15 protein-coding genes are annotated in these 20,112 nt (G+C 69.9%); 9 read left to right on the top strand and 6 right to left on the bottom strand.

Annotated features, from left to right (window positions below):
- The first annotated feature begins 73 nt into the window (after positions 1–73).
- From rimP to MZTS_RS17800, 7 genes are all read left to right on the top strand, one after another.
- On the top strand, positions 74–823 hold the full coding sequence (rimP, locus tag MZTS_RS17830) for a ribosome maturation factor RimP (RefSeq protein WP_192284849.1): 750 nt from the start codon (positions 74–76) through the stop codon (positions 821–823).
- Between the two features lie 112 nt (positions 824–935).
- Positions 936–2,618, top strand: coding sequence for a transcription termination factor NusA (gene nusA / locus MZTS_RS17825; protein WP_192284848.1), 1,683 nt, complete (start codon positions 936–938; stop codon positions 2,616–2,618).
- Between the two features lie 29 nt (positions 2,619–2,647).
- Positions 2,648–3,379 (top strand): RNA-binding protein, encoded by a 732-nt coding sequence (locus MZTS_RS17820; protein WP_192284869.1) that lies wholly within the window; start codon positions 2,648–2,650, stop codon positions 3,377–3,379.
- A gap of 64 nt (positions 3,380–3,443) precedes the next feature.
- Positions 3,444–6,407, top strand: a complete 2,964-nt coding sequence (gene infB, locus MZTS_RS17815) for a translation initiation factor IF-2 (protein ID WP_192284847.1) — start codon at positions 3,444–3,446, stop codon at positions 6,405–6,407.
- A gap of 117 nt (positions 6,408–6,524) precedes the next feature.
- Complete coding sequence (rbfA, locus tag MZTS_RS17810; protein ID WP_192284846.1) at positions 6,525–6,962, top strand: 30S ribosome-binding factor RbfA; 438 nt, start codon at positions 6,525–6,527, stop codon at positions 6,960–6,962.
- Positions 6,963–7,064: 102 nt separating this feature from the next.
- Positions 7,065–8,090, top strand: a complete 1,026-nt coding sequence (gene truB, locus MZTS_RS17805) for a tRNA pseudouridine(55) synthase TruB (RefSeq protein WP_009865947.1) — start codon at positions 7,065–7,067, stop codon at positions 8,088–8,090.
- Between the two features lie 160 nt (positions 8,091–8,250).
- Entirely contained in the window at positions 8,251–9,930 is a 1,680-nt protein-coding gene (locus MZTS_RS17800) for a methyl-accepting chemotaxis protein (protein ID WP_192284845.1), read from the top strand.
- 40 nt (positions 9,931–9,970) lie between these two features.
- Here MZTS_RS17800 and MZTS_RS17795 read toward each other — a convergent pair whose 3' ends face one another.
- The 5 genes from MZTS_RS17795 to MZTS_RS17775 all read right to left on the bottom strand — a co-directional run bounded on the left by MZTS_RS17795 (position 9,971) and on the right by MZTS_RS17775 (position 16,603).
- Complete coding sequence (locus tag MZTS_RS17795) at positions 9,971–11,143, bottom strand: M20 aminoacylase family protein (protein WP_192284844.1); 1,173 nt, start codon at positions 11,141–11,143, stop codon at positions 9,971–9,973.
- Between the two features lie 125 nt (positions 11,144–11,268).
- A complete protein-coding gene (cueR, locus tag MZTS_RS17790) occupies positions 11,269–11,691 on the bottom strand; it encodes a Cu(I)-responsive transcriptional regulator (protein WP_192284843.1) in 423 nt (140 codons plus the stop codon).
- Positions 11,688–14,186, bottom strand: coding sequence for a heavy metal translocating P-type ATPase (locus MZTS_RS17785; RefSeq protein ID WP_192284842.1), 2,499 nt, complete (start codon positions 14,184–14,186; stop codon positions 11,688–11,690). Before MZTS_RS17785 ends, cueR begins: the two co-directional genes overlap by 4 nt.
- Before the next feature lie 48 nt (positions 14,187–14,234).
- The gene (locus MZTS_RS17780) at positions 14,235–15,527 is read right to left on the bottom strand and encodes an ATP-binding protein (RefSeq protein ID WP_192284841.1); all 1,293 of its coding nucleotides are present in this window, start codon (positions 15,525–15,527) and stop codon (positions 14,235–14,237) included.
- A gap of 20 nt (positions 15,528–15,547) precedes the next feature.
- A complete protein-coding gene (locus MZTS_RS17775) occupies positions 15,548–16,603 on the bottom strand; it encodes a lysylphosphatidylglycerol synthase domain-containing protein (protein WP_192284840.1) in 1,056 nt (351 codons plus the stop codon).
- Positions 16,604–16,946: 343 nt separating this feature from the next.
- Between MZTS_RS17775 and dgcN the strand changes: the two genes are divergently transcribed.
- Positions 16,947–17,957 carry an N-acetyltransferase DgcN gene (gene dgcN, locus MZTS_RS17770; RefSeq protein WP_192284839.1) on the top strand — a complete coding sequence of 337 codons (1,011 nt, stop codon included), beginning with the start codon at positions 16,947–16,949 and terminating at the stop codon, positions 17,955–17,957.
- Positions 17,958–17,973: 16 nt separating this feature from the next.
- Entirely contained in the window at positions 17,974–18,957 is a 984-nt protein-coding gene (dgcA, locus tag MZTS_RS17765) for an N-acetyl-D-Glu racemase DgcA (RefSeq protein ID WP_192284838.1), read from the top strand.
- 3 nt (positions 18,958–18,960) lie between these two features.
- On the opposite strand, the gene MZTS_RS17760 is transcribed toward dgcA, so the two are convergent.
- Entirely contained in the window at positions 18,961–20,076 is a 1,116-nt protein-coding gene (locus tag MZTS_RS17760) for a transglycosylase SLT domain-containing protein (protein ID WP_192284837.1), read from the bottom strand.
- Positions 20,077–20,112 lie beyond the last annotated feature (36 nt).

Raw genomic sequence — 20,112 nt, 5'->3', positions numbered from 1 at the left:
TTATTTCCGCAAGCCGGCCTGCATCGGTTCTGCCAAACCAGCAGTCCTCGAGAGTCTTTCGGAACACGACAGTATGGCGGAGCCTACCGAGAAGCGTCTTGTCGGCGAAACCGGCGTCGCCGCACGGGTTGCCCAGATCGTCGAGGGACCGATCGAGGGCCTCGGCTTCCGTCTGGTGCGGGTCAAGATCTCGAACACCAACGGCTGCACCGTCCAGATCATGGCGGAGCGGCCGGACGGCACCATGGGTGTCGATGAGTGCGAGACGGTCAGCCGCGCGATCTCGCCGATCCTCGACTTGGAGGATCCGGTCGGCGGCGCCTATTACCTCGAGATCTCCTCGCCCGGCATCGACCGGCCCCTGGTGCGCGTCTCCGATTTCGAGCGCTGGGCCGGGTACGAGGCGAAGGTGGAGCTGGCCGTGCCGCTCGACGGACGCAAGCGCTTCCGCGGCATCCTCGGCGTTCCGAGCGCCGACGGCACCACCGTGCCGATCGATCTGCCGGACGTGAAGCCCGGCCTGCCGAGCCGCATCGACCTGCCGCTGCGCGATCTCGGCGAGGCGCATCTCGTCCTCACCGAAGACCTGATCCGCGAATCCCTGCGCCGCGGCTCCGCCCCGCCGCAAGACGGTGACGCGGCGGACGAGGAAGAAGCGGATGAGGCACAGGACGAGGCGCCGCAGGTCCGCTTCATCCCGCAGCCGAAGCGGCCGAAGCCCAAGGCGGACAAGCCGGTGAAGGCGAAGGTCAACAAGGCCAAGCCCGGCGGGCCGATCGTCACCAAGGCCGCCCGGCTCAAGAACCGAGACACCCTGCACTAACCCTCGGCGCCGTGCATCTCCGGCCACCGGCTCGCCGGTGAGGACAAGGCCCCGAGACAGGATTTCCCGCTCCCGCAGCGGAAGACACGACCGAGAAGAAGGACCAGACCCCATGGCCGTCGTCAGCGCCAACCGGCTCGAACTCCTGCAGATCGCCGACGCGGTGGCCCGCGAGAAAGTGATCGACCGCCAGATCGTCATCGAGGCGATGGAGGAGGCGATCGCCAAGGCCGCCCGCTCCCGCTACGGCGCCGAAACCGATGTGCATGCCGAGATCGATCCGAAGAGCGGGGCCCTGCGCCTGTCGCGCCACCTGCTCGTGGTGGATCAGGTCGAGAACGACGCCCGCGAGATCACCCTGGACCAGGCCCGCCGCTACAATCCGGGCGCTCTCGTCGGCGACGTGATCTCCGACACCCTGCCGCCCTTCGATTTCGGCCGCGTCGCCGCGCAATCGGCCAAGCAGGTCATCGTGCAGAAGGTGCGCGACGCCGAGCGCGCCCGCCAGTACGACGAGTACAAGGATCGCATCGGCGAGATCCTCAACGGCGTGGTCAAGCGGGTCGAGTACGGCAACGTCATCGTCGATCTCGGCCGCGGCGAGGGCATCGTCCGGCGCGACGAGATGATTCCGCGCGAGACCTTCCGCCCCGGCGACCGCATCCGCTCCTACCTGTTCGACGTGCGCTCCGAAGTGCGCGGCCCGCAGATCTTCCTCTCGCGCTCCCACCCGCAATTCATGGCCAAGCTGTTCGGCCAGGAAGTGCCGGAGATCTACGACGGCATCGTCGAGGTGAAGGCGGTTGCCCGCGATCCCGGCTCCCGCGCCAAGATCGCCGTGATCTCGCGCGATTCCTCGATCGATCCGGTCGGCGCCTGCGTCGGCATGCGCGGCTCCCGCGTTCAGGCGGTGGTCGGCGAGCTTCAGGGTGAGAAGATCGACATCATCCCGTGGTCTCAGGATCAGGCGACCTTCATCGTCAATGCGCTGCAGCCGGCCGAGGTGGTGAAGGTGGTGCTCGACGAGGAGGCCGACCGCATCGAGGTCGTGGTGCCCGACGACCAGCTCTCCCTGGCCATCGGCCGCCGCGGCCAGAACGTGCGCCTCGCTTCCCAGCTCACCGGCTGGGACATCGACATCCTCACCGAAGCCGAGGAATCGGAGCGTCGCCAAAAGGAATTCGGCGAGCGTACCCAGGCCTTCATGGAAGCGCTGGACGTCGACGAGACCGTCGGTCAGCTGCTCGCGGCGGAGGGTTTCCGCAACGTCGAGGAAATCGCCTATGTCGATGTGGCGGAACTGTCCGGCATCCAGGGTCTCGACGAGGAGACCGGCGCCGAGATCCAGGCCCGTGCCCAGGATTATCTCGCCCGCATCGAGCAAGAGCAGGACGACCGCCGCCGTGAACTCGGCGTCGAGGACAACCTGCGCGAGATCGACGGCGTGACCACCGCGATGATGGTGGCGCTCGGCGAGAACGACGTGAAGAGCGTTGAGGATCTCGCCGGCTGCGCCACCGACGACCTCGTCGGCTACACCGAGGGCCGTGGCCCCGAGGCCGTGCGCCATGCCGGCTTCCTCGATGGCTTCGAGCTGTCGCGGGCGGAGGCCGAGGCCCTCATCATGGCGGCCCGCGTGCATGCCGGCTGGATCGAGGCGCCGCCGGAGCCGGAAGCCGAGTCCGTCGAGGGCGAGGCATCCGAGGGTGAGGCTCACGAGGGCGAGGTGTCCGAAGAGCACGCATCCGACGAGCATGCGCCCGGCGAAACCACCGGCGAGACGCAGCAGGCCTGAGCCGGGATCGGAACGGGACGGTGCAGGATATGATCGCACAGGACGAGGAGACCGAAGCCGGTCCGATCCTCGACCGTGGCCCCGGCCGCGGCCGAGAGCCCGTGCGCACCTGCATCGTCACCCGTGAGGCGCAGCCACCCGCGAAAATGATCCGCTTCGTGCGGGGGCCCGATGGCCGGGTGGTGCCCGATCTGCGCGCCCGCCTGCCGGGTCGCGGGGCTTGGGTGAGCGCGAACCGCGTCTCCATCGAGGTGGCGGTGAAGCGCCGCGCCTTCAACCGCGCCTTCAAAACCGGCGAGGTGAAGGTCGATCCCGATCTCGCGGATCAGGTGGCGGAGGGGCTGCGCACGGATCTGCGGCAGGCTCTGGCGCTGGCCAACAAGGCCGGCTGCGTCGTCACCGGCTTCGGCAAGGTTGAGTCGGCGATCCTCGGCAGCGAGGGCGTCGGGGCGCTGATTCATGCCAGCGACGCCATGCCGGACGGCCGGCGCAAGCTCGGCGCCGCCTTGCGGCGGCGCTACGGCGATGCCATATCGCGTATTCCGGTTGTCGATGACCTGTCCAACGCCGAATTGGACATGGCATTGGGCCGGGATCATGTGATACACGCTGCCCTCATCGCGGGAGCCGGCACAACCGGCTGTCTCGCGCGTTGGCGTCGGTTCCGCACCTTCGAGGGTATGGCGTCGGCGTCCAGGGAGGACGCCCCGCTCGATGCTGGCGCGGCCGCCTTCGATTCGCACGACGACGACATGAGTTGATTATCGGCCGGGCATGTCCGCCGCCGGTCGATGGGACGATGGAAGCCCTCAGGGTTCAGACTGAATGAGCGATACGAACAATCCGGGTGACAAGACGCAGACCAGAGCCCCTTCGAAGCCGATGTCGCTGAAGCGCCCGGTCGAGCAGGGAACGGTTCGTCAGAGCTTCTCCCACGGGCGGTCGAAGTCCGTCGTGGTCGAGACGGTGAAGCGGCGCACGATCGGTGCCGCGCCCGGAACGGTCGCGCCGCGCGAGCCGGCCGCCGCGCCGCCGCCGCGCCCGGCTTCCGTGGCCCCCGCGCCGTCCGCCGCCACGCGTCCGGCTGGACGCAGCGCCTCCGGCGTCGTGCTGCGCACGCTGAGCGAGCAGGAGCGGGACGCCCGCGCCGCCGCCCTCGCCGATGCGCAGCGTCGTGAGGCCGAGGCGCGTGCCCGCGCCGAGGCCGAGGTCCAGGCTCGCCGTGAGCGTGAGGAAGCCGAGCGCCGCGAGCGCGAGGCCGCCGAAGCGCGCCGCCGCGAAGAGGAAGAGCGCCGCCGCCAGGAAGACGAGTTGCGCCGCAAGGCCGCCGAGGATTCCCGCCGCCGTGCCGAGGAGGAGGCCGCCCGCGCCGCTCCGCAGGCTCCGGTTGCGGAAACCTCCGAAGCGCCCGCCGCTCCGGCTCCGACCACGGCGGCTGCGCCGCAGGCACCCCGGCCGGCCGCCGCCGCTCCGGCTGCCCGTCCGGCGCCGCCGCGCCCGGCCGCTGCCGGCGCTCCGCAGCGCCCCGCGGCAGCGCCGGCCCGTCCGGGTTCGCCCGCCGCTCGGCCTGCCGCAGCCCGTCCCGTCGCGCCCCGTCCGCCCGCACCGCAGCCGCCCGCCGAGCCGCGTCGGACCATCACGGCCGATGTGCGCAAGCCGCGCGACCTGAACTTCATGGCACGCCCGGCTCCGGCGCCGGAGCCCGAGAAGGCTCCGAGCCCGACCACGGCGGCCCGTCCTGCGGGTGCAGCCACCGCGGCCCGTCCCGCCGGACGGACTGCCGGTGCGGCGATGGAAGACGAGTCGGACACCAAGCGGGTGATCCGCCGTCCCGGCATGCCGCTCAAGATCATCACCCCGCCCAAGACGCCGAAGTCGCCGGGGGGCGATCGCAACCGTGGCCGTCTCACCATCGCCAATGCCACCGCGGGCGAGGAGGAGCGCACGCGTTCTGTCGCGGCCTTCCGTCGCCGGCAGCAGCGCATGAGCGGCCATCGGTACGAAGAGGCCAAGGAGAAGATCGCCCGCGAAGTCACGATCCCGGAGACGATCACCATCCAGGAACTCGCCAACCGCATGTCCGAACGCGCGGTCGACGTGATCCGCATGCTGATGAAGCAGGGCCAGATCCACAAGATCACCGACGTGATCGACTCGGACACCGCCCAGCTCATCGCCGAGGATATGGGCCATACGGTCCGCCGCGTCGCCGAGTCGGATGTCGAGGAGGGTCTGACCTCCGACGAGCCGGATCTCGAGGAGGATCTCGAGCCGCGTCCGCCGGTCGTCACGATCATGGGTCACGTCGATCACGGCAAGACCTCGCTGCTCGATGCGATCCGCAGGGCCAACGTGGTCGAGGGTGAGGCCGGCGGCATCACCCAGCATATCGGTGCCTATCAGGTGGCGGCGCCTTCGGGTGACCTCATCACCTTCATCGACACTCCCGGCCACGCGGCCTTCACCTCCATGCGCGCCCGCGGCGCCAAGGTGACGGATATCGTCGTGATTGTGGTGGCGGCCGATGACGGCGTGATGCCCCAGACCATCGAGGCGATTCAGCACGCCAAGGCGGCGGGCGTCCCGATGATCATCGCCATCAACAAGATCGACAAGCCCGACGCGAACCCGCAGCGGGTGCGCACGGAACTGCTGCAGCACGACATCCAGGTCGAGTCGATGGGCGGTGAGACCCTCGAATTCGAGGTCTCGGCCAAGACCGGCGACGGTCTGCCGGAGCTGCTGGAAGGTCTGCAGCTCCAGGCCGAGATCATGAACCTGCGCGCCAACGAGAAGCGCGACGGCGAAGGGACCGTGATCGAGGCCCAGCTCGACCGTGGCCGTGGCCCGGTGGCGACGGTTCTGGTTCAGCGCGGCACGCTGTTCACCGGCGACATCGTCGTCGCCGGCGCCGAATGGGGCCGCATCCGCGCCCTCATCGACGATACCGGCAAGCATATCCCCTATGCCGGTCCGTCCGTCCCGGTCGAGGTGCTCGGCTTCAACGGCACTCCCGATGCCGGCGACCGCGTGATCGTGGTGCCCAACGAGGCCCGCGCCCGCGAGGTCACCGAGTACCGGGCCCGGATCAAGCGCGAGCGCCTGAACGCTCGGACCGGCGGTGCCAACCGCTCGCTCGTCGACATGATGCGCGAGGCCAAGGAGGGCTCCGGCCGCAAGGAACTGCCAATCGTCATCAAGGGCGACGTGCAGGGCTCGGTCGAGGCCATCAACGGGGCCCTCACCGCGCTCGGCAACGACGAGGTCGGCGTCCGTATCCTGCTCTCGGGCGTGGGCGGCATCACCGAGTCGGACATCACCCTCGCCAACGCCTCCAAGGCGGTGGTGATCGGCTTCAACGTGCGGGCCCACAAGGAAGCCCGCAACGCGGCCGAGCGGGACGGCACCGAGATCCGCTACTACAGCATCATCTACGACCTCGTGGACGACATCAAAGCCACGCTGTCCGGGATGCTGCCGCCGACGCTCCGCGAGGAGCGCCTGGGCGAAGCGCAGATCCTGCAGATCTTCGACGTGTCGAAGGTCGGCAAGATCGCCGGTTGCCGCGTCATGGAGGGTGTGGTCCAGCGCGGTGCTCATGTCCGCCTGCTCCGCAACGACGTGGTGATCCACGAGGGCAAGCTGTCTCAGCTCAAGCGCCTCAAGGACGACGCCAAGGAAGTCACCGCCGGCTACGAGTGCGGTATGTCCTTCGAGAACTATCAGGACATGCGCGTCGGCGACTTCATCGAGTGCTTCCGGGTCGAGGAGATCCGCCGCACCCTCTAAGCGGCCTCCTCCCTCCGCTCCACGGAAGCGGGGCCGCAGCGAAAGCTGCGGCCCCCTTTGTTTCCAGAGACTTTTTTCCAAGACCGAGCCTGACGGCTCAGCGGTGTCGATCAGCCGATGGCCCAGAAGCAGACCCCCTCCGGCCCCTCGCAGCGCCAGCAGCGCGTGGCCGAACTCGTGCGCCACGCTCTGGCCGAGGTGCTCCAGCGCGGCGACATCCAGGATCCGGTGCTTGCCTCCCACGTCGTCACCGTGCCGGAGGTGCGCATGTCGCCGGACCTCAAGCTCGCCACCGCCTATGTCATGCCGCTCGGCGGCCAGGACGAAACGCCGGTGATCGCCGCGCTGGAGCGCCATAAAAAGATCCTCCGTCAGGAGGTGGCCCGGCGGGTGAACCTGAAATATGCTCCCGAGCTGCGCTTTCGTCGGGATGAGACCTTCGACGAGGCCGCCCGCATCGACCGCCTGCTCCGCAGCGACAAGGTGCAGCGGGATCTCGAGAACGCCCCCCGCGAGGACGACGAGGCCGAACCGGATTCGCCCTCGCGCGATTGACTCCAATTCGGGCGGCCCCGCCGGGCCGCCCCACGCCAACCGGGCCTGGATAGGCCTGTGACGGGACGAGTCCCTCAAAAATACCCGTCGATCGAGGACAGGATGCAGGACGAGATTTCTTCCGAACGCGCCGTCGAGGTGCCGCAGGGGCCGCGCGGTGATGTCCGCCGGGATGGGCCGCCGCGCGGCGGACGCCGGCCCCAACGCGGTCGGCCGCGCCAGGATCGCCCGAAGAAGAATGACGTGAGCGGCTGGGTGGTGCTCGACAAGGGCGTCGGCATGACCTCGACCCAGGCCGTGGCGGTGGTGAAGCGCCTGTTCAACGCCAAGAAGGCCGGCCATGCCGGCACCCTGGATCCGTTGGCCTCCGGTATCCTGCCGATCGCCCTCGGTGAGGCGACCAAGACGGTTCCCTTCGTCATGGACGGACGCAAGGCCTACCGTTTCGAGGTGACCTGGGGCATCGAGACCGATACCGACGACGCCGAGGGGCGCCCGATCGCCACGAGCGACGTCCGTCCGACCCGCGAGGCGGTCGAGGCGGCTCTGCCGTCCTTCGTCGGCGAGATCGAGCAGGTGCCGCCGCGCTTCTCGGCCATCAAGATCCAGGGCGAGCGCGCCTACGATCTCGCCCGCGACGGCGAGGTGGTGGAACTCGTGGCTCGCGCGGTGCGCATCGATCACCTCTCGGTGATCGAGCATGAGGGTGACCGCACGGTGCTGGCCGCCGAATGCGGCAAGGGAACCTATGTCCGGGCGCTGGCCCGCGACCTCGGGCGGATGCTCGGCTGCTACGGCCACGTTTCCGCCCTGCGGCGCACCCGCGTCGGCCCCTTCGAGGAGGCGAGCGCCTGCAGCGTCGCAGCCTTGGAGGAGAGCACGGAGATGCACCTCCACTCGGTCGAGACGGCCCTGGACGAGATTCCCTCGGTGGCAGTGAGCCGCGACATGGGGCTTCGCCTGATGCGCGGGCAGCCGGTGATCCTGCGCGGGCAGGACGCTCCGATGGAGGGCAAGGCCTTCGCCACCTGCGGCGGCGTCCTCGTCGCGGTCGGCGATGTGGCGCGTGGCGAGCTGGTGCCGCACCGGGTGTTTCACCTCGGCGGAACAGCACCGCAGCGGAACTGAACTCAAGACCATGCTCTGCTAATTCCTCTAAAATTTGAGCAATGAGCAAAAGACGCAAACTTAGGGCCCGACCGTTGCTTTGATAGCCAGCTCCATTTAACCTACAGTCAAGCTCAAGTATTCTAGAAGCCCGTCATCTTCCAGATCGGCGGGCTTCTTTATGCGCGTATCTCTTGGACTCAAGCTGGCGACGATCGTCGGGCTGCTCGGGCTCGTCGGAGCCGGCATTTCGGCTTTCGCCCTGCAACAGGCGGCGGAGGAACAGGCCCGCGCCGCCGTCACCGAGTCGTTCTGGGATGCGGGATTGCAGGCGCGCAGCCTCTCCCAGGCCATCGAACACGCGGTCGTCCAGGCGACGGCGGTCTATACTGCCTCGGATACGGCGGAAGCGAAGGAGCGTCTCGCCGCCCTTCAGACGGCCCTCGGCGAGGTCGAGGCGGCCCGCGGTCCGTTTCTGACCGCAATGGAGAGGCATCTCCCCTCCGACCGGCGGCGGCGGCTCGACCTCGCGGTCAAGGAATTCGTGGCCTACCAGACCGAGACGGCCGAACTCGGCCTGACCGTCTCCCCCCGCGCCGCCCTGATCCAGGCCAGCGACGAGGCGACGGTGAAGAATCGCGAGCACATGGTGGCGGAGATCGGTGCCCTCGGACGCGACGTGCTGGCCCGTCTCGACGGCCAGCGCGAGGCGGCAGCCTCGGCGCAACGGATGGCCTTCATCACCCTCGTCGCCGCCCCGGCCACAGCCCTCGTGCTGGCTTTGCTCGCCGCCTTCTGGATGATTCGCACCCAGATCCAGAGTCCTCTGCACCGGTTGAAGGCAACGATGCAGGCGTTGGCCGAAGAGCGCCTGGACGACATGGTGCCGTTCACCGGCCGGCGTGACGAGGTCGGCGAAATGGCCAGGGCCATCGCTCACTTCCAGGCCGCACTGATCGAAAAGCGTCATCTCGATCAAGCCGCCCGCGAGCGGCTGGCGGCGGATGGGGAGCGCGGGGCGCGCTTGGAGTCGGCGACGCAGATCTTCGAGGAGGAGACGCGGCGCGCGGTCGCCGAACTCACGGAATCGGCGGAGGCCATGCGCGCGGCGGCGGACCGGCTGCGCGAGACGGCGAGCGACACCACCCTGCGCGCCGGGCAAGTCGCCTCGGCCTCCGACCAGTCGGCCGGCGTGGTGGACAGCATCGCCGGAGCGGCGGAGGAATTGTCGAGTTCGGCCCAGGGGATTGGCGAGCGCGTTCGGCATGCGAGCCAGATCGCCGAGACGGCGCTCACGGATACCCGAGGCCTCGAATCGACCGTGGCCAGCCTGTCTCGGGCAGCCGAGGAGGTCGGCACGGTGGTGGCGCTGATCCGCACCGTCGCCGAGCAGACCAACCTGCTCGCCCTCAACGCGACCATCGAGGCGGCCCGGGCCGGGGAGGCCGGCCGGGGCTTCGCGGTGGTGGCGGGCGAGGTGAAGGCGCTGGCCAACCAGACGGCGGCGGCGACCGACCGGATCGCGGCCCAGGTCGCCGCGATCCAGCAGGCCGCGGGCGGCACGAGCGGCGCCATCGGCGGAATCGAGCGGACAATCGCCCAACTCAACCTGATCGCTTCCGAAGTGGCTGCGGCCGCCGAGCAGCAGGGACAGGCCAGCCACGAGATCGCCCGCTCCATCGCGGGCGCGGCGGCGGATGCCCGCACGGTCTCGGAAAGCATCGTGGGGGTGCGCGCGGCAGCGCTCTCGAACGAAGAGCGTTCGGACGAGGTCCGGTCCGGTGCAGGGCGGGTCGGCGAAGGCAGCGCGGCGCTTCAGGCCGCCATCGCCACCTTCCTGTCGCGCGTCCACGCCGCCTGAGACCGCCTGTCGGGGCAATGCCCCGACACCGTGCTCTCCACTACTCCCGGATCGGCAGCCCGGTCTCGATGATCCGCGCCCAGAGGGAGGCGCCGTAGGGGATCGCCGCGTCGTTGAAGTCGTATTCCGGGTGATGCAGCCCGGCCGACGGTCCGTTGCCCATGAAGATGTAGGCGCCGGGCCGGTGGGCGAGCATGTAGGAGAAATCCTCGGCCGCCATCATCGGCGCGACATCACGCTCCACCTTCTCCGCGCCGACGACCTGAGCCGCCACGTCGGCCATGAAATCGGTCTCCGCCGGGTGGTTTTCGGTCGCCGGATAGCCGCTGGCGAAATCGATCTCCGCCGTGGCGCCGAAAGCCGCAGCGACGTTCTCCGTGATGCTGCGCAGGCGCGTGCGCAGCAGGTCGCGCACGGCGGGGGTCAGCGCCCGCATGGTGCCGCGCAGCTCGGCGGTCTGCGGCAGCACGTTGAAGGCCTCGCCCGCATCGACGGCACAGACCGACACGACCGCCGAGTCGAGCGGATCGACCGCGCGGGCGACGATGGATTGCAGGGCGATGACGATGTGGCTGGCGACCAGCACCGTATCGATGGCCGCCTGTGGCAGGGCCGCGTGCCCTCCCCTGCCCTCGATCGTGATCGTGAAGCGATCGGTCGAGGCCATGATCGGACCGGGGCGGATCGCGAAGGTGCCGAGGGGCTGGTTGGGGATGTTGTGCAGACCGTAGACCGCCTCGACGCCGAAGCGCTCCATCATCCCGTCCTGCACCATGGCCTCACCGCCGCCACCGCCCTCCTCCGCCGGCTGGAAGATCAGCACGGCGCTGCCGTCGAAGTTGCGGGTTTCGGCGAGGTATTTCGCGGCGCCGAGCAGCATGGCGGTGTGTCCGTCATGGCCGCAGGCATGCATCTTTCCCGGCACCGAGGAGCGGTAGGGAAGGTCGCGCACCTCCTGGATCGGCAGCGCGTCCATGTCGGCGCGCAAGCCGATGGCCCGGTTCGATCCATGCGACCGGCCGCGAATCACGCCGACGACGCCCGTACGGCCGATGCCGGTGGCAACCTCGTCGCAGCCGAAGGCGCGCAGCTTCTCCGCGACGATGCCGGCGGTGCGGTGCACGTCGTATTGCAGCTCCGGATGGGCGTGGAGATCGTGCCGCCAGGCGGTGATCTCCGCTGTGAGATCGGCGATGCGGTCGAGGACGGGCATGGATCCAACCTTTCGGGATCAGCCCCAGCAAGCAGAAGGCCAACGGCGGGTCAACGGCCACGCTTGAGCCGAAGGGTTGCACGGAGGCTGAAGCAGGCTGCGCTTCCCGTTCGCGGGCGATCCTATCACGCGGATTCGGCGCCGCCCGCCAGATCGTCCAGAATCGGGCAATGCGGGCGCTCGTTGCCGCAGCAGCGTTCGGCGAGATGGTCGAGGGTGCGGGCCATTGCCTCCAACTCGGCAATACGGCGACGCAGGTCGGCGACATGGGCAAGCGCCACCGCCTTGACCGCGGCACTGGCGCGGGACCGGTCGTGCCAGAGGGCAAGGAGCTCGGCGATCTCGCTCATGGAGAAACCGAGATCGCGGGCGCGGCGCACGAAGCGCAGGGCGTGGAGGTCGCTCTCCCCGTAGAGGCGGTAGCCGGAAGCGGTCCGGCCGGCGGGGCCGAGCAGGCCGGTCTCCTCGTAGTAGCGGATCATCTTGGCCGAGACGCCGGTCGCCCGGGCCGCCTCGCCGATAGTCACGGTGCGCTCGCCGGCCGTCATGAGCTGGCTCCTGCCCGGCGCAGGCGCAGCGCATTGCCGACGACGAAGACGCTGGACAACGCCATGGCTCCCGCCGCCAGGACCGGGGAGAGCCGAGGCCCGCCGAAGACTGCGAGCAGCCCGGCGGCGACCGGAATCAGCGCGGCATTGTAGGCGAAGGCCCAGAACAGGTTCTGGCGGATATTGGCGAGCGTCGCGCGCGACAGGGCCACCGCCTCGACCAGCCCGCCGAGGGCGCCGGACATCAGCACCACGTCGGCGCTCTCGACCGCAATGTCGGTGCCGGTCCCGATGGCGATGCCGACCTCCGCCTCCGCCAGGGCCGGGGCATCGTTGATGCCGTCGCCGACGAAGGCCACGGGCCCGTACCGCTGGCGAAGGGCCCGCAAGGCGCCCACCTTGCCTTCCGGCAGCACCTCCGCCTCGACCTCGTCGATGCCGAGCGCGCGGGCGACGGCCTCGGCGGTGGCACGGGCGTCCCCCGTCAGCATCGCCACACGCAGCCCCCTCGCACGCAGAGTGTCGAGGGCCCACCTCGCCTCCGGCTTGATCGGATCGGCCACCGCCAGCAGCGCCGCGAGACCGCCATCGACCGCCACGAGGATCGGGCTCTTGCCTTCCCCGGCGAGCCGCGCCGCCTCGGCATCGAGGGGGGCGGTGCCGATGCCGAGTTCGGACATGAAGCGGCGGTTGCCGAGGGCGACCGGTCTCCCCTCGACGGTTGCCGAGACGCCGTGGCCCGGCACCGCCTCGAACGCCTCGGCTGCGGGCACGGCGCCAACTTCCCGCGCCGCCTCGGCGATGGCGCGGGCGACCGGGTGCTCGGAGCGGGCCTCGACGGCGCCCGCCAGGGCCAGCACCGTGTCACGGGAGAAGCCGGCGGCAGTGACGCAATCGGTCAGGCGCGGACGGCCCTCGGTCAGGGTTCCGGTCTTGTCGAGGGCGATGACGGCGATGTCCCGCAGGCCCTGGAGCGCGGCACCCTGACGGAACAGCACGCCGCGCTCCGCCGCCCGGCCGGTGCCGACCATGATCGAGACCGGCGTCGCCAGCCCCATGGCGCAGGGGCAGGCGATGATGAGCACGGCAATCCCGGCGACCAGGGCATGGCCGAGGGCCGGGGCCGGGCCGAAGGCGAGCCATGCGAGGAAGGTCAGCGCGGCGATGGCGATGACGGCGGGCACGAACCACAGGGTGACACGATCCACCAAGGCCTGGATCGGCAGCTTTCCCCCCTGCGCTTCCTCGACCATCCGCACGATCCGCGCCAGCGCCGTGTCGGCGCCGATGCGGTCCACGACGAGATCGAAGCTGCCGGTGGTGTTGAGAGTGCCGGCGACGACGCGGGCGCCCTCGCCCTTCTCCACCGGCACGGGTTCGCCGGTGATCATGCCCTCATCGACGAAGGAGGAACCGGCCACCACCGTGCCGTCCGCCGGCACGCCCTCGCCGGGGCGCACCCGCACCCGGTCGCCGAGGCGGAGGGCGGAGGCCGGCACGTCGCGCTCGCCCTCTGCCTCGACCAGCCGGGCGGTCTTGGGCGAAAGGTCGATCAGCCGGGCGATGGCCGCGCCGGCCCTGCCCCGGGCGCGTGCTTCGAGGCTGCGCCCGAGCAGGATCAACGTGACGATGAGGACGCTCGCCTCGAAATAGAGATGCGCCGCTCCCTCCGGCAGCAGGCCGGGCGCGGCGGTCGCGACCAGTGAGAACAGGTAGGCCGCTCCGGCGCCGAGGGCGACCAGAGCGTTCATGTCGGGATGGCCGCGCAGCAGGTTCGGCACGCCGATGCGGAAGAAGCGGCGGCCGGGCCCCGCCATCACCAGGGTCGCGAGCACGGCCTGGAGCCAGGCGAAACCGCCGATCCCGACGAGACCGGTCACCGCATGGTGGAAGCCCGGCAACAGGTGGCTGCCCATGTCGAGGATGACGACCGGGGTCGACAGCAGGGCTGCGAGGACGAGATCGCGGCGCAGAGCCGCCGCTTCCCGCTCCTGCCGCTCCTCCTGCGCGCGATCCGGCGCGGCATCGAGGGCACGCGGCTCGTAGCCCGCCTCCCGTACCGCCGCCTCGATCTGCTCAATCGAAACGAGGCCGGCGGCATGGCGCAGTTCGGCCCGGCCGGTGGCGAGATTGACGCTCGCCGAAACGGCTCCGGGCAGGGAGGCGAGCGCCCGCTCGACCCGGCCGGTGCAGGAGGCGCAGCTCATGCCCTCGACACCGATGGCGGTGACGGATTCGGGCACGTCGTAGCCGGCATCGCGGATCGTTTCGACGGCCTGGGCCGGGGACACTTCGCGTGGGAGGCTGAGGCTCGCCCGTCCCGTGGCGAGATTGACCGCCACATCCGCAGCACCGGGCAAGGCGGCGAGCGCCCGCTCGACCCGGCCGACGCAGGAGGCGCAGCTCATCCCCTCGACGGGGAGGGTCACGCGGGTGAGCCTTCCCCTGTCGGGAGATGCGGAGGATGAGGTCGGGCGGTTCAGAACATGATCCATACCGCCTCAGATGGGCCTTCCCATGATGGGAAGGTCAAGGCCCGAAGGCTATCCGCCCTCGACGACGTCGACCGCTCCCTCGGCCTCCGGGTTCGGCCGGTGTTCCGGCAGGCTGACGCGAACCGTGGTGCCGCGATCCGGCTCGCTCTCGATGGTGAGCTTTCCCCGGTGCCGATTGAGGGTGTGCTTGACGATGGCGAGGCCGAGCCCGGTTCCGCCCTGCTGGCGGCTCGAAGCGGTGTCGATCCGGTAGAAGCGCTCGGTCAGGCGCGGAATATGCTCGGGGGCGATGCCCGGCCCCTCGTCGCGCACCCGCAACTCGATCCAGGCGGTGCGTCCGTTCGGCCTCTCGATGCGGTGGAGCGAGACGGCGACCACGCCGCCGCTGCCGCCATATTTCACGGCATTCTCGACGAGGTTCTCGATGACGCGGAGCAACTCGTCCCGGTCGCCGAGCACGGGCAGCGGGATCTCGGGCCGCTCGACCTTCAACTCCACGCCGCGCTCGCGGGCGAGCGGAGCGTGCATGTCGACCATCTGCCGGGCGAGGCGGCCGAGATCGACGGTCTTGGTCGGCGCGACATGCTCGTGCAGCTCGATCCGGGAGAGCGAAAGCAGATCGTCGATCAGCCGGGTCATGCGCTGGGCCTGGCTGCGCATGATGCCCAGGAATTTCTCCCGGGCACGGGCATCGTCCCGCGCGGGACCCTGAAGCGTCTCGATGAAGCCGAGCAGCGCCGAGAGCGGCGTGCGCAGTTCGTGGCTGGCATTGGCGACGAAATCGACCCGCATCGCCTCGAGGCGGCGCGCGGCGGTCAGGTCGCGCAGGAACAGCACGATGTTGGCCTCGCCGCTGCCGGGAATCTCGGGGATCGGCAGGGCGCCGATCTGCACCTCGAAGGCGCGCTCGGTCGGCACCCGGGTGGCGTATTCGGTCCTCACCGCGTTTCCGGTGCGCAGCACCTCCTCGATGCCGTCGAGCACATCGGGCGAGCGCAGGGAGAAGGAGAGCGGGTGGCGCAGCTTCAGGCCCGGCAGAAGTCGCCGGGCAGCGGGGTTGGCCTCGATCACCACGACCCGGCGATCGACCAGGATGACGGGATCGGGAATGTTGGCGAGCAGGGCCTCGGCGATGGCATGGCGCCGGGGGGCGCCGGTTTCCGTCAGCGGCAGGCTCGACGCGTGTCCGCTGCGCCCGAGCAGGCCGCCGACAAGGAGAGCGAGGGCGGCGGAGAGCATCAGAGCGACATCGACCGTTCCGCCGATCGCCTCCGCGAAGACGATGACGGCAACCGCCATCGTCGCGCCGAGCCATGCCGGACGGGTCGTGTGCGTGAGCATGGTCTAGCAGTCCGGCCGGGTCACGGATCGTTCGCGGCCCGGCGGCGGCGCAGGCGCAGTGCCCCTTCGTAGAGGCCGAGCATCAGCAGGGCGAGGATGAAGGGAACGAGGTAGTAGCAGACGCGGAACAGCAGCAGCGAGCCCAGCACCGCGTCGCGGGGCAGGTAGGACAGGGCGAGCAGCACCGTCGCCTCGAACACCCCGATGCCGCCCGGCGCGTTGGAGGCGATGCCGAGCATGGCGGCGAGCACATAGATCGCCAGGAAGGTGGTGAAGCCGAGATTTAGGCCCTCGGGCATCAGCAGGTAGAGCACGCCGGCCGCGGCGCAGACATCGCCGATGCCGACCACCATCTGGCTGAACGAGACCGTCGCGCCCGGCAATTCGAGCTGCCAGTGCCGGACCTTGATGTAGCGCCGCTTCACCGAGACCCAGGCGAGATAGCCTAGCACGAGGGCGAGCGTGCCGAAGCCGAGCACCTGATTGAGGCGCACGCTGGTGTTGACGCCGATGCTCGTGAAGGTGAGGCTCGCGAGCTGTCCCGCCTCGATGATGAGGCTGAAGCCCAGCACCACCCCCATGCCGAGCCAGAAGGTGAATCCGGCGATCACCGTGAGTGCGGCGATCTTGGCCGCCGACAGCCCTCGCTTCGAGTAGATCCAGTAGCGGATCGTCGCGGCGGTGATGAGCGGGAAGCCGAGGGTGAAGCTGACCGCGTAGCTCGTGAAGGAAGCGAGCGCAGTGATGCGGTAGGGCACCTTCAGCCTGAGCTGGCGCAGGGCCAGGGCATCGTAGCAAGTGAGGAACAGGTAGCTGACGGCAACGGCGGCGAAGGCCTCGACGAGCTGCGCTCCGGTGACGGCGGTGAAGGCCCGGTGCAACTCGGCCCAGGTGATCTCTTCGGAGAGCTTCCACAGCACGCCGAGGGAGGCGACGATGAGGACGAGACTCGCCAGCGTTCCGAACCAGGCGAAACGGCCGCGCCTCGACCCGGATGTCGGCGCGGCGGCAGCCTCACGGCTCGCCTCGGCCGGCTCGGCCTTGGCGACCGTCCTGTGCTTCCCGGCAGAATTCATGTGAGAACGGCGTCCGCCTCCGCTGGTCGCCCGCGCCTTGTGCCCTGGGCGCCCGCAGCGGTGTCAATCATGACCCGCCTCCAGGGCATTTAGGCGCTTCGCCCGCCAAAGGCCAGCGACGGACCGCCGCCACAGCCCTGCCCTGCACCGCGAATACCGTCGCGCCCTTCCGATCCAAAGGCCTGTTTATGCGACCTGTCATGGCACCCATGACGGTCCTCATGCTGAAGCGCCGGAATGGGTGGCAACAACGGGCCGGGCTCCCCCTCGCGCGGCGGGCGCGGATCGCGCATAGACGGTGTCTCAGGCGGTGCTTCGCGCCGGACGGGAGACTGTGAGAGCCATGCAGATCGCCACGCCCTACCTGATGTTCCTCGGCGACGTGCCGGACCGGCTCGCCGCCAAGACCGCCTACGGCATCAACGATTGGCGGCACGAATGGTGTGTCGGGCAGTTCCGGATGGAGGGCTGCGCCGCCGATCTCGACATTCCGGACCTGACGCTGGAGCAGGCGGTCGCCCAGGGCTGCAAGACCATGGTGGTCGGCGTCGTCAATGCCGGCGGCGTGCTGCCCGAGCATTGGGTGGAGAAAATCGTCGCCGCCCTCGATGCCGGGCTCGACGTGGCGAGCGGGTTGCATGTGCGCCTCGGCTCGGTTCCCGCGATCGCCGAAGCCGCGCAGCGCAACGGCCGCGCCCTGCACGATGTCCGCCACACCACCGAGACCTTCCCCACCGGCAAGGGCACCAAGCGGCCGGGCCGGCGGCTGCTCACCGTCGGCACCGATTGCTCCGTGGGCAAGAAATACACCGCCCTGGCGCTGGAGCGCGGCATGCGCGAGCGCGGCTTCGACGCGGATTTCCGCGCCACGGGACAGACCGGCGTGTTCATTTCCGGCCGGGGTGTCGCCATCGACGCGGTGGTGGCCGACTTCATCTCCGGCGCCGTCGAATGGGTCTCTCCGGCCAACGAACCGAATCACTGGGACCTGATCGAGGGCCAGGGCTCGCTGTTCCATCCGTCCTTCGCCGGAGTGAGCCTCGGCCTGCTACACGGGGCCCAGGCCGATGCCTTCGTGGTCTGCCATGAGCCGACCCGCACCCGCATGCGCGGGGTCGAGGCCAGCCTGCCGACGATTCAGGAGGTGATCGACCTGACGATCCGCTGCGGCTCGCTTACCAATCCGGGCATCCGCCCGGTGGGAATCGCGATCAACACCCAGGCCCTGGCCGAGCCGCAGGCGCGGGTATTGCTGGCCGAGACGGAGGCGGCCCACCGCCTGCCCGCGACCGATCCGGTGCGGTTCGGCGTCGAGGGCCTCGTCGACCGGATCGCCGCCGAGTTTCCGGCCTGAGGGAGGATCTTCGCCGATGCCGCGCCGCCTCTCCGTCACCGTCGAACGCTTCCCCATCGCCGGCGCCTTCACGATTTCCCGCGGCAGCCGCACCGAGGCGGTGGTGGTCGTCGCCACCGTCGAGGACGGCGAGGTGCGGGGCCGGGGCGAATGCGTGCCCTATGCCCGCTACGGCGAGAGCGTGGAGAGCGTCGCCGCCGCCCTCGAGGAGCAGGCCGGCTGGATCGCAGGCGGGAGAGGACGCTTCGATCTCGCCGGGCGCATGAAGCCGGGCGCGGCCCGCAACGCCCTCGACTGCGCCCTGTGGGATTTCGAGGCCAAAAGCAGCGGGACGCCGGCCTATGCCCTTGCCGGGCTCGCCGCGCCGGGTCCGGTCACCACCGCCTACACCCTCAGCCTCGGTGAGCCGGAGGCTATGGAGGAGGCGGCGCGCAACGCGGCGCACCGGCCTCTCCTCAAGGTGAAGCTCGGCGGCGAGGGCGACCCCGAGCGGATCGCCGCCGTGCGCCGGGGCGCGCCGGATTCCCGCCTCATCGTCGATGCCAACGAGGCGTGGCGGCCGGAGACGCTTCAGGACAATCTCGCGGCCTGCCTCGCGGCCGGTGTCGGCCTCATCGAGCAGCCGCTGCCGGCGGGGGAGGACGCGCTTCTGGCCGAGATCGACCGGACCATCCCGATCTGTGCCGACGAGAGCCTGCACGACCGGGCCGGACTCGATGCCCTGGCGAAGCGCTACGATGCCATCAACATCAAGCTCGACAAGGCCGGCGGCCTGACCGAGGCGCTCAAGCTCGCCCACGAGGCGCGGGCGCGCGGCTTCGAGATCATGGTCGGCTGCATGGTCGGCTCGTCGCTCGCCATGGCGCCGGCGATGCTGATCGCCCACCACGCGGCCTATGTCGATCTCGACGGGCCGCTGCTGCTCGCCCGCGACCGGGAGCCCGCCCTGCGCTACGAGGGCAGTACGGTCTTCCCGCCGCCTCCCGAGCTGTGGGGGTGACGCCTACTGCACCGAGTGGAGTGCGAGTGACGGCGGGACGGATTCGTTGATGCGCAGGCGGGCATCGAGAATCGGCTCCGCCTGTGCCTCGGCCTGCTGCGCGGCGAGGTCGGCGATGGCCTGATACTGGCTGAGGCGCCGGTCGATCATGCCGTCGAGCTTCTCGTGGACTTCCGCCACCGTGAGGCTGCGGCGCTTGCCGCCTTCCTTCTCGGTGAAGATGGCGCGGTTGGCCCGCGCGGCGCGGCCGAAGGCGGCCTTGGCGACCTTGTCCGGGTCCTCGGCGCTCAGCGACAGGAACTTGCCGGCGCTCGCGGTGCCGAGGAAATGCGCGAGGTAGAGTTCGGTGGTCTTCAATTCGCGGCCGATCCGGGCCTCGATCCGGCTGCGGTCGCGCTTGATCAGCTCGCCCGCCATCAGGCCGGAAATGTAGGGATCGTTGCGCAGATCGAGCACCCGCTTGCGCAGGCCTGCATCGGCGATGGTGATGCCGGCACCCTGGCCCTTCACCGCGGCGGCCTCGTCGGCGAGCCCGTGCTTGGCGCCGTATTGCCGGATCATCTCCAGCCAGGTGCCGGTCACGAACTGGAACAATCCCTGCGCCGAGGAGGCGGAGGACTTCACGCTGGTGTCGAAGCTCGATTCCTTGTCGGCGAGCGCCATCATGTAGACGGGGTCGACGCCGGTCACCTCGGAGGCGCGCAGGATGGTCTCCACCAGGGGGCGCGACACGCTCATGTCGCCGAAGCGCAGGATATCGTCATCGCCGTCGAGGCGCGGATTGGCCAGCGAGGCCTGCATCCGCTCGATTGGCGCCGTGAGGCCACCGTCCTGGCCGAGCAGGGCGGTGCCGCCCCATTCCGCCTCGGAACCGGCCGGACGCAGGTCGGCGCGCACCATCAGCGGGATCGAGGCCGGAGTGACGGCGGTGTTCTCGTAGGCGGCGGCCCCGTGCGGCGCGGCCATCAGCAGCGTCACGGTCGCGGCCACGGCCGCGAGGCCACGGGTGAAGCGGCCGAGCGAGCGCCGCGAGAAGGCCTCGTTGCTGACAGCCGAACCGCAAGGCACGAATCGGCTCACGTCGTCGGCGCAGAGCGCCGGCTCCGGGTAAACCCCCATCGGTCTTCCTTGTTGATGCCGCGGCGTTCTTGAGGG

Source organism: Methylorubrum zatmanii, assembly GCF_014845115.1.
Classification (GTDB): Bacteria; Pseudomonadota; Alphaproteobacteria; order Rhizobiales; family Beijerinckiaceae; genus Methylobacterium; species Methylobacterium zatmanii.
The sequence above is the reverse complement of the archived record's forward strand: the minus strand, read 5'-3'. Positions and strand labels throughout refer to the sequence as shown.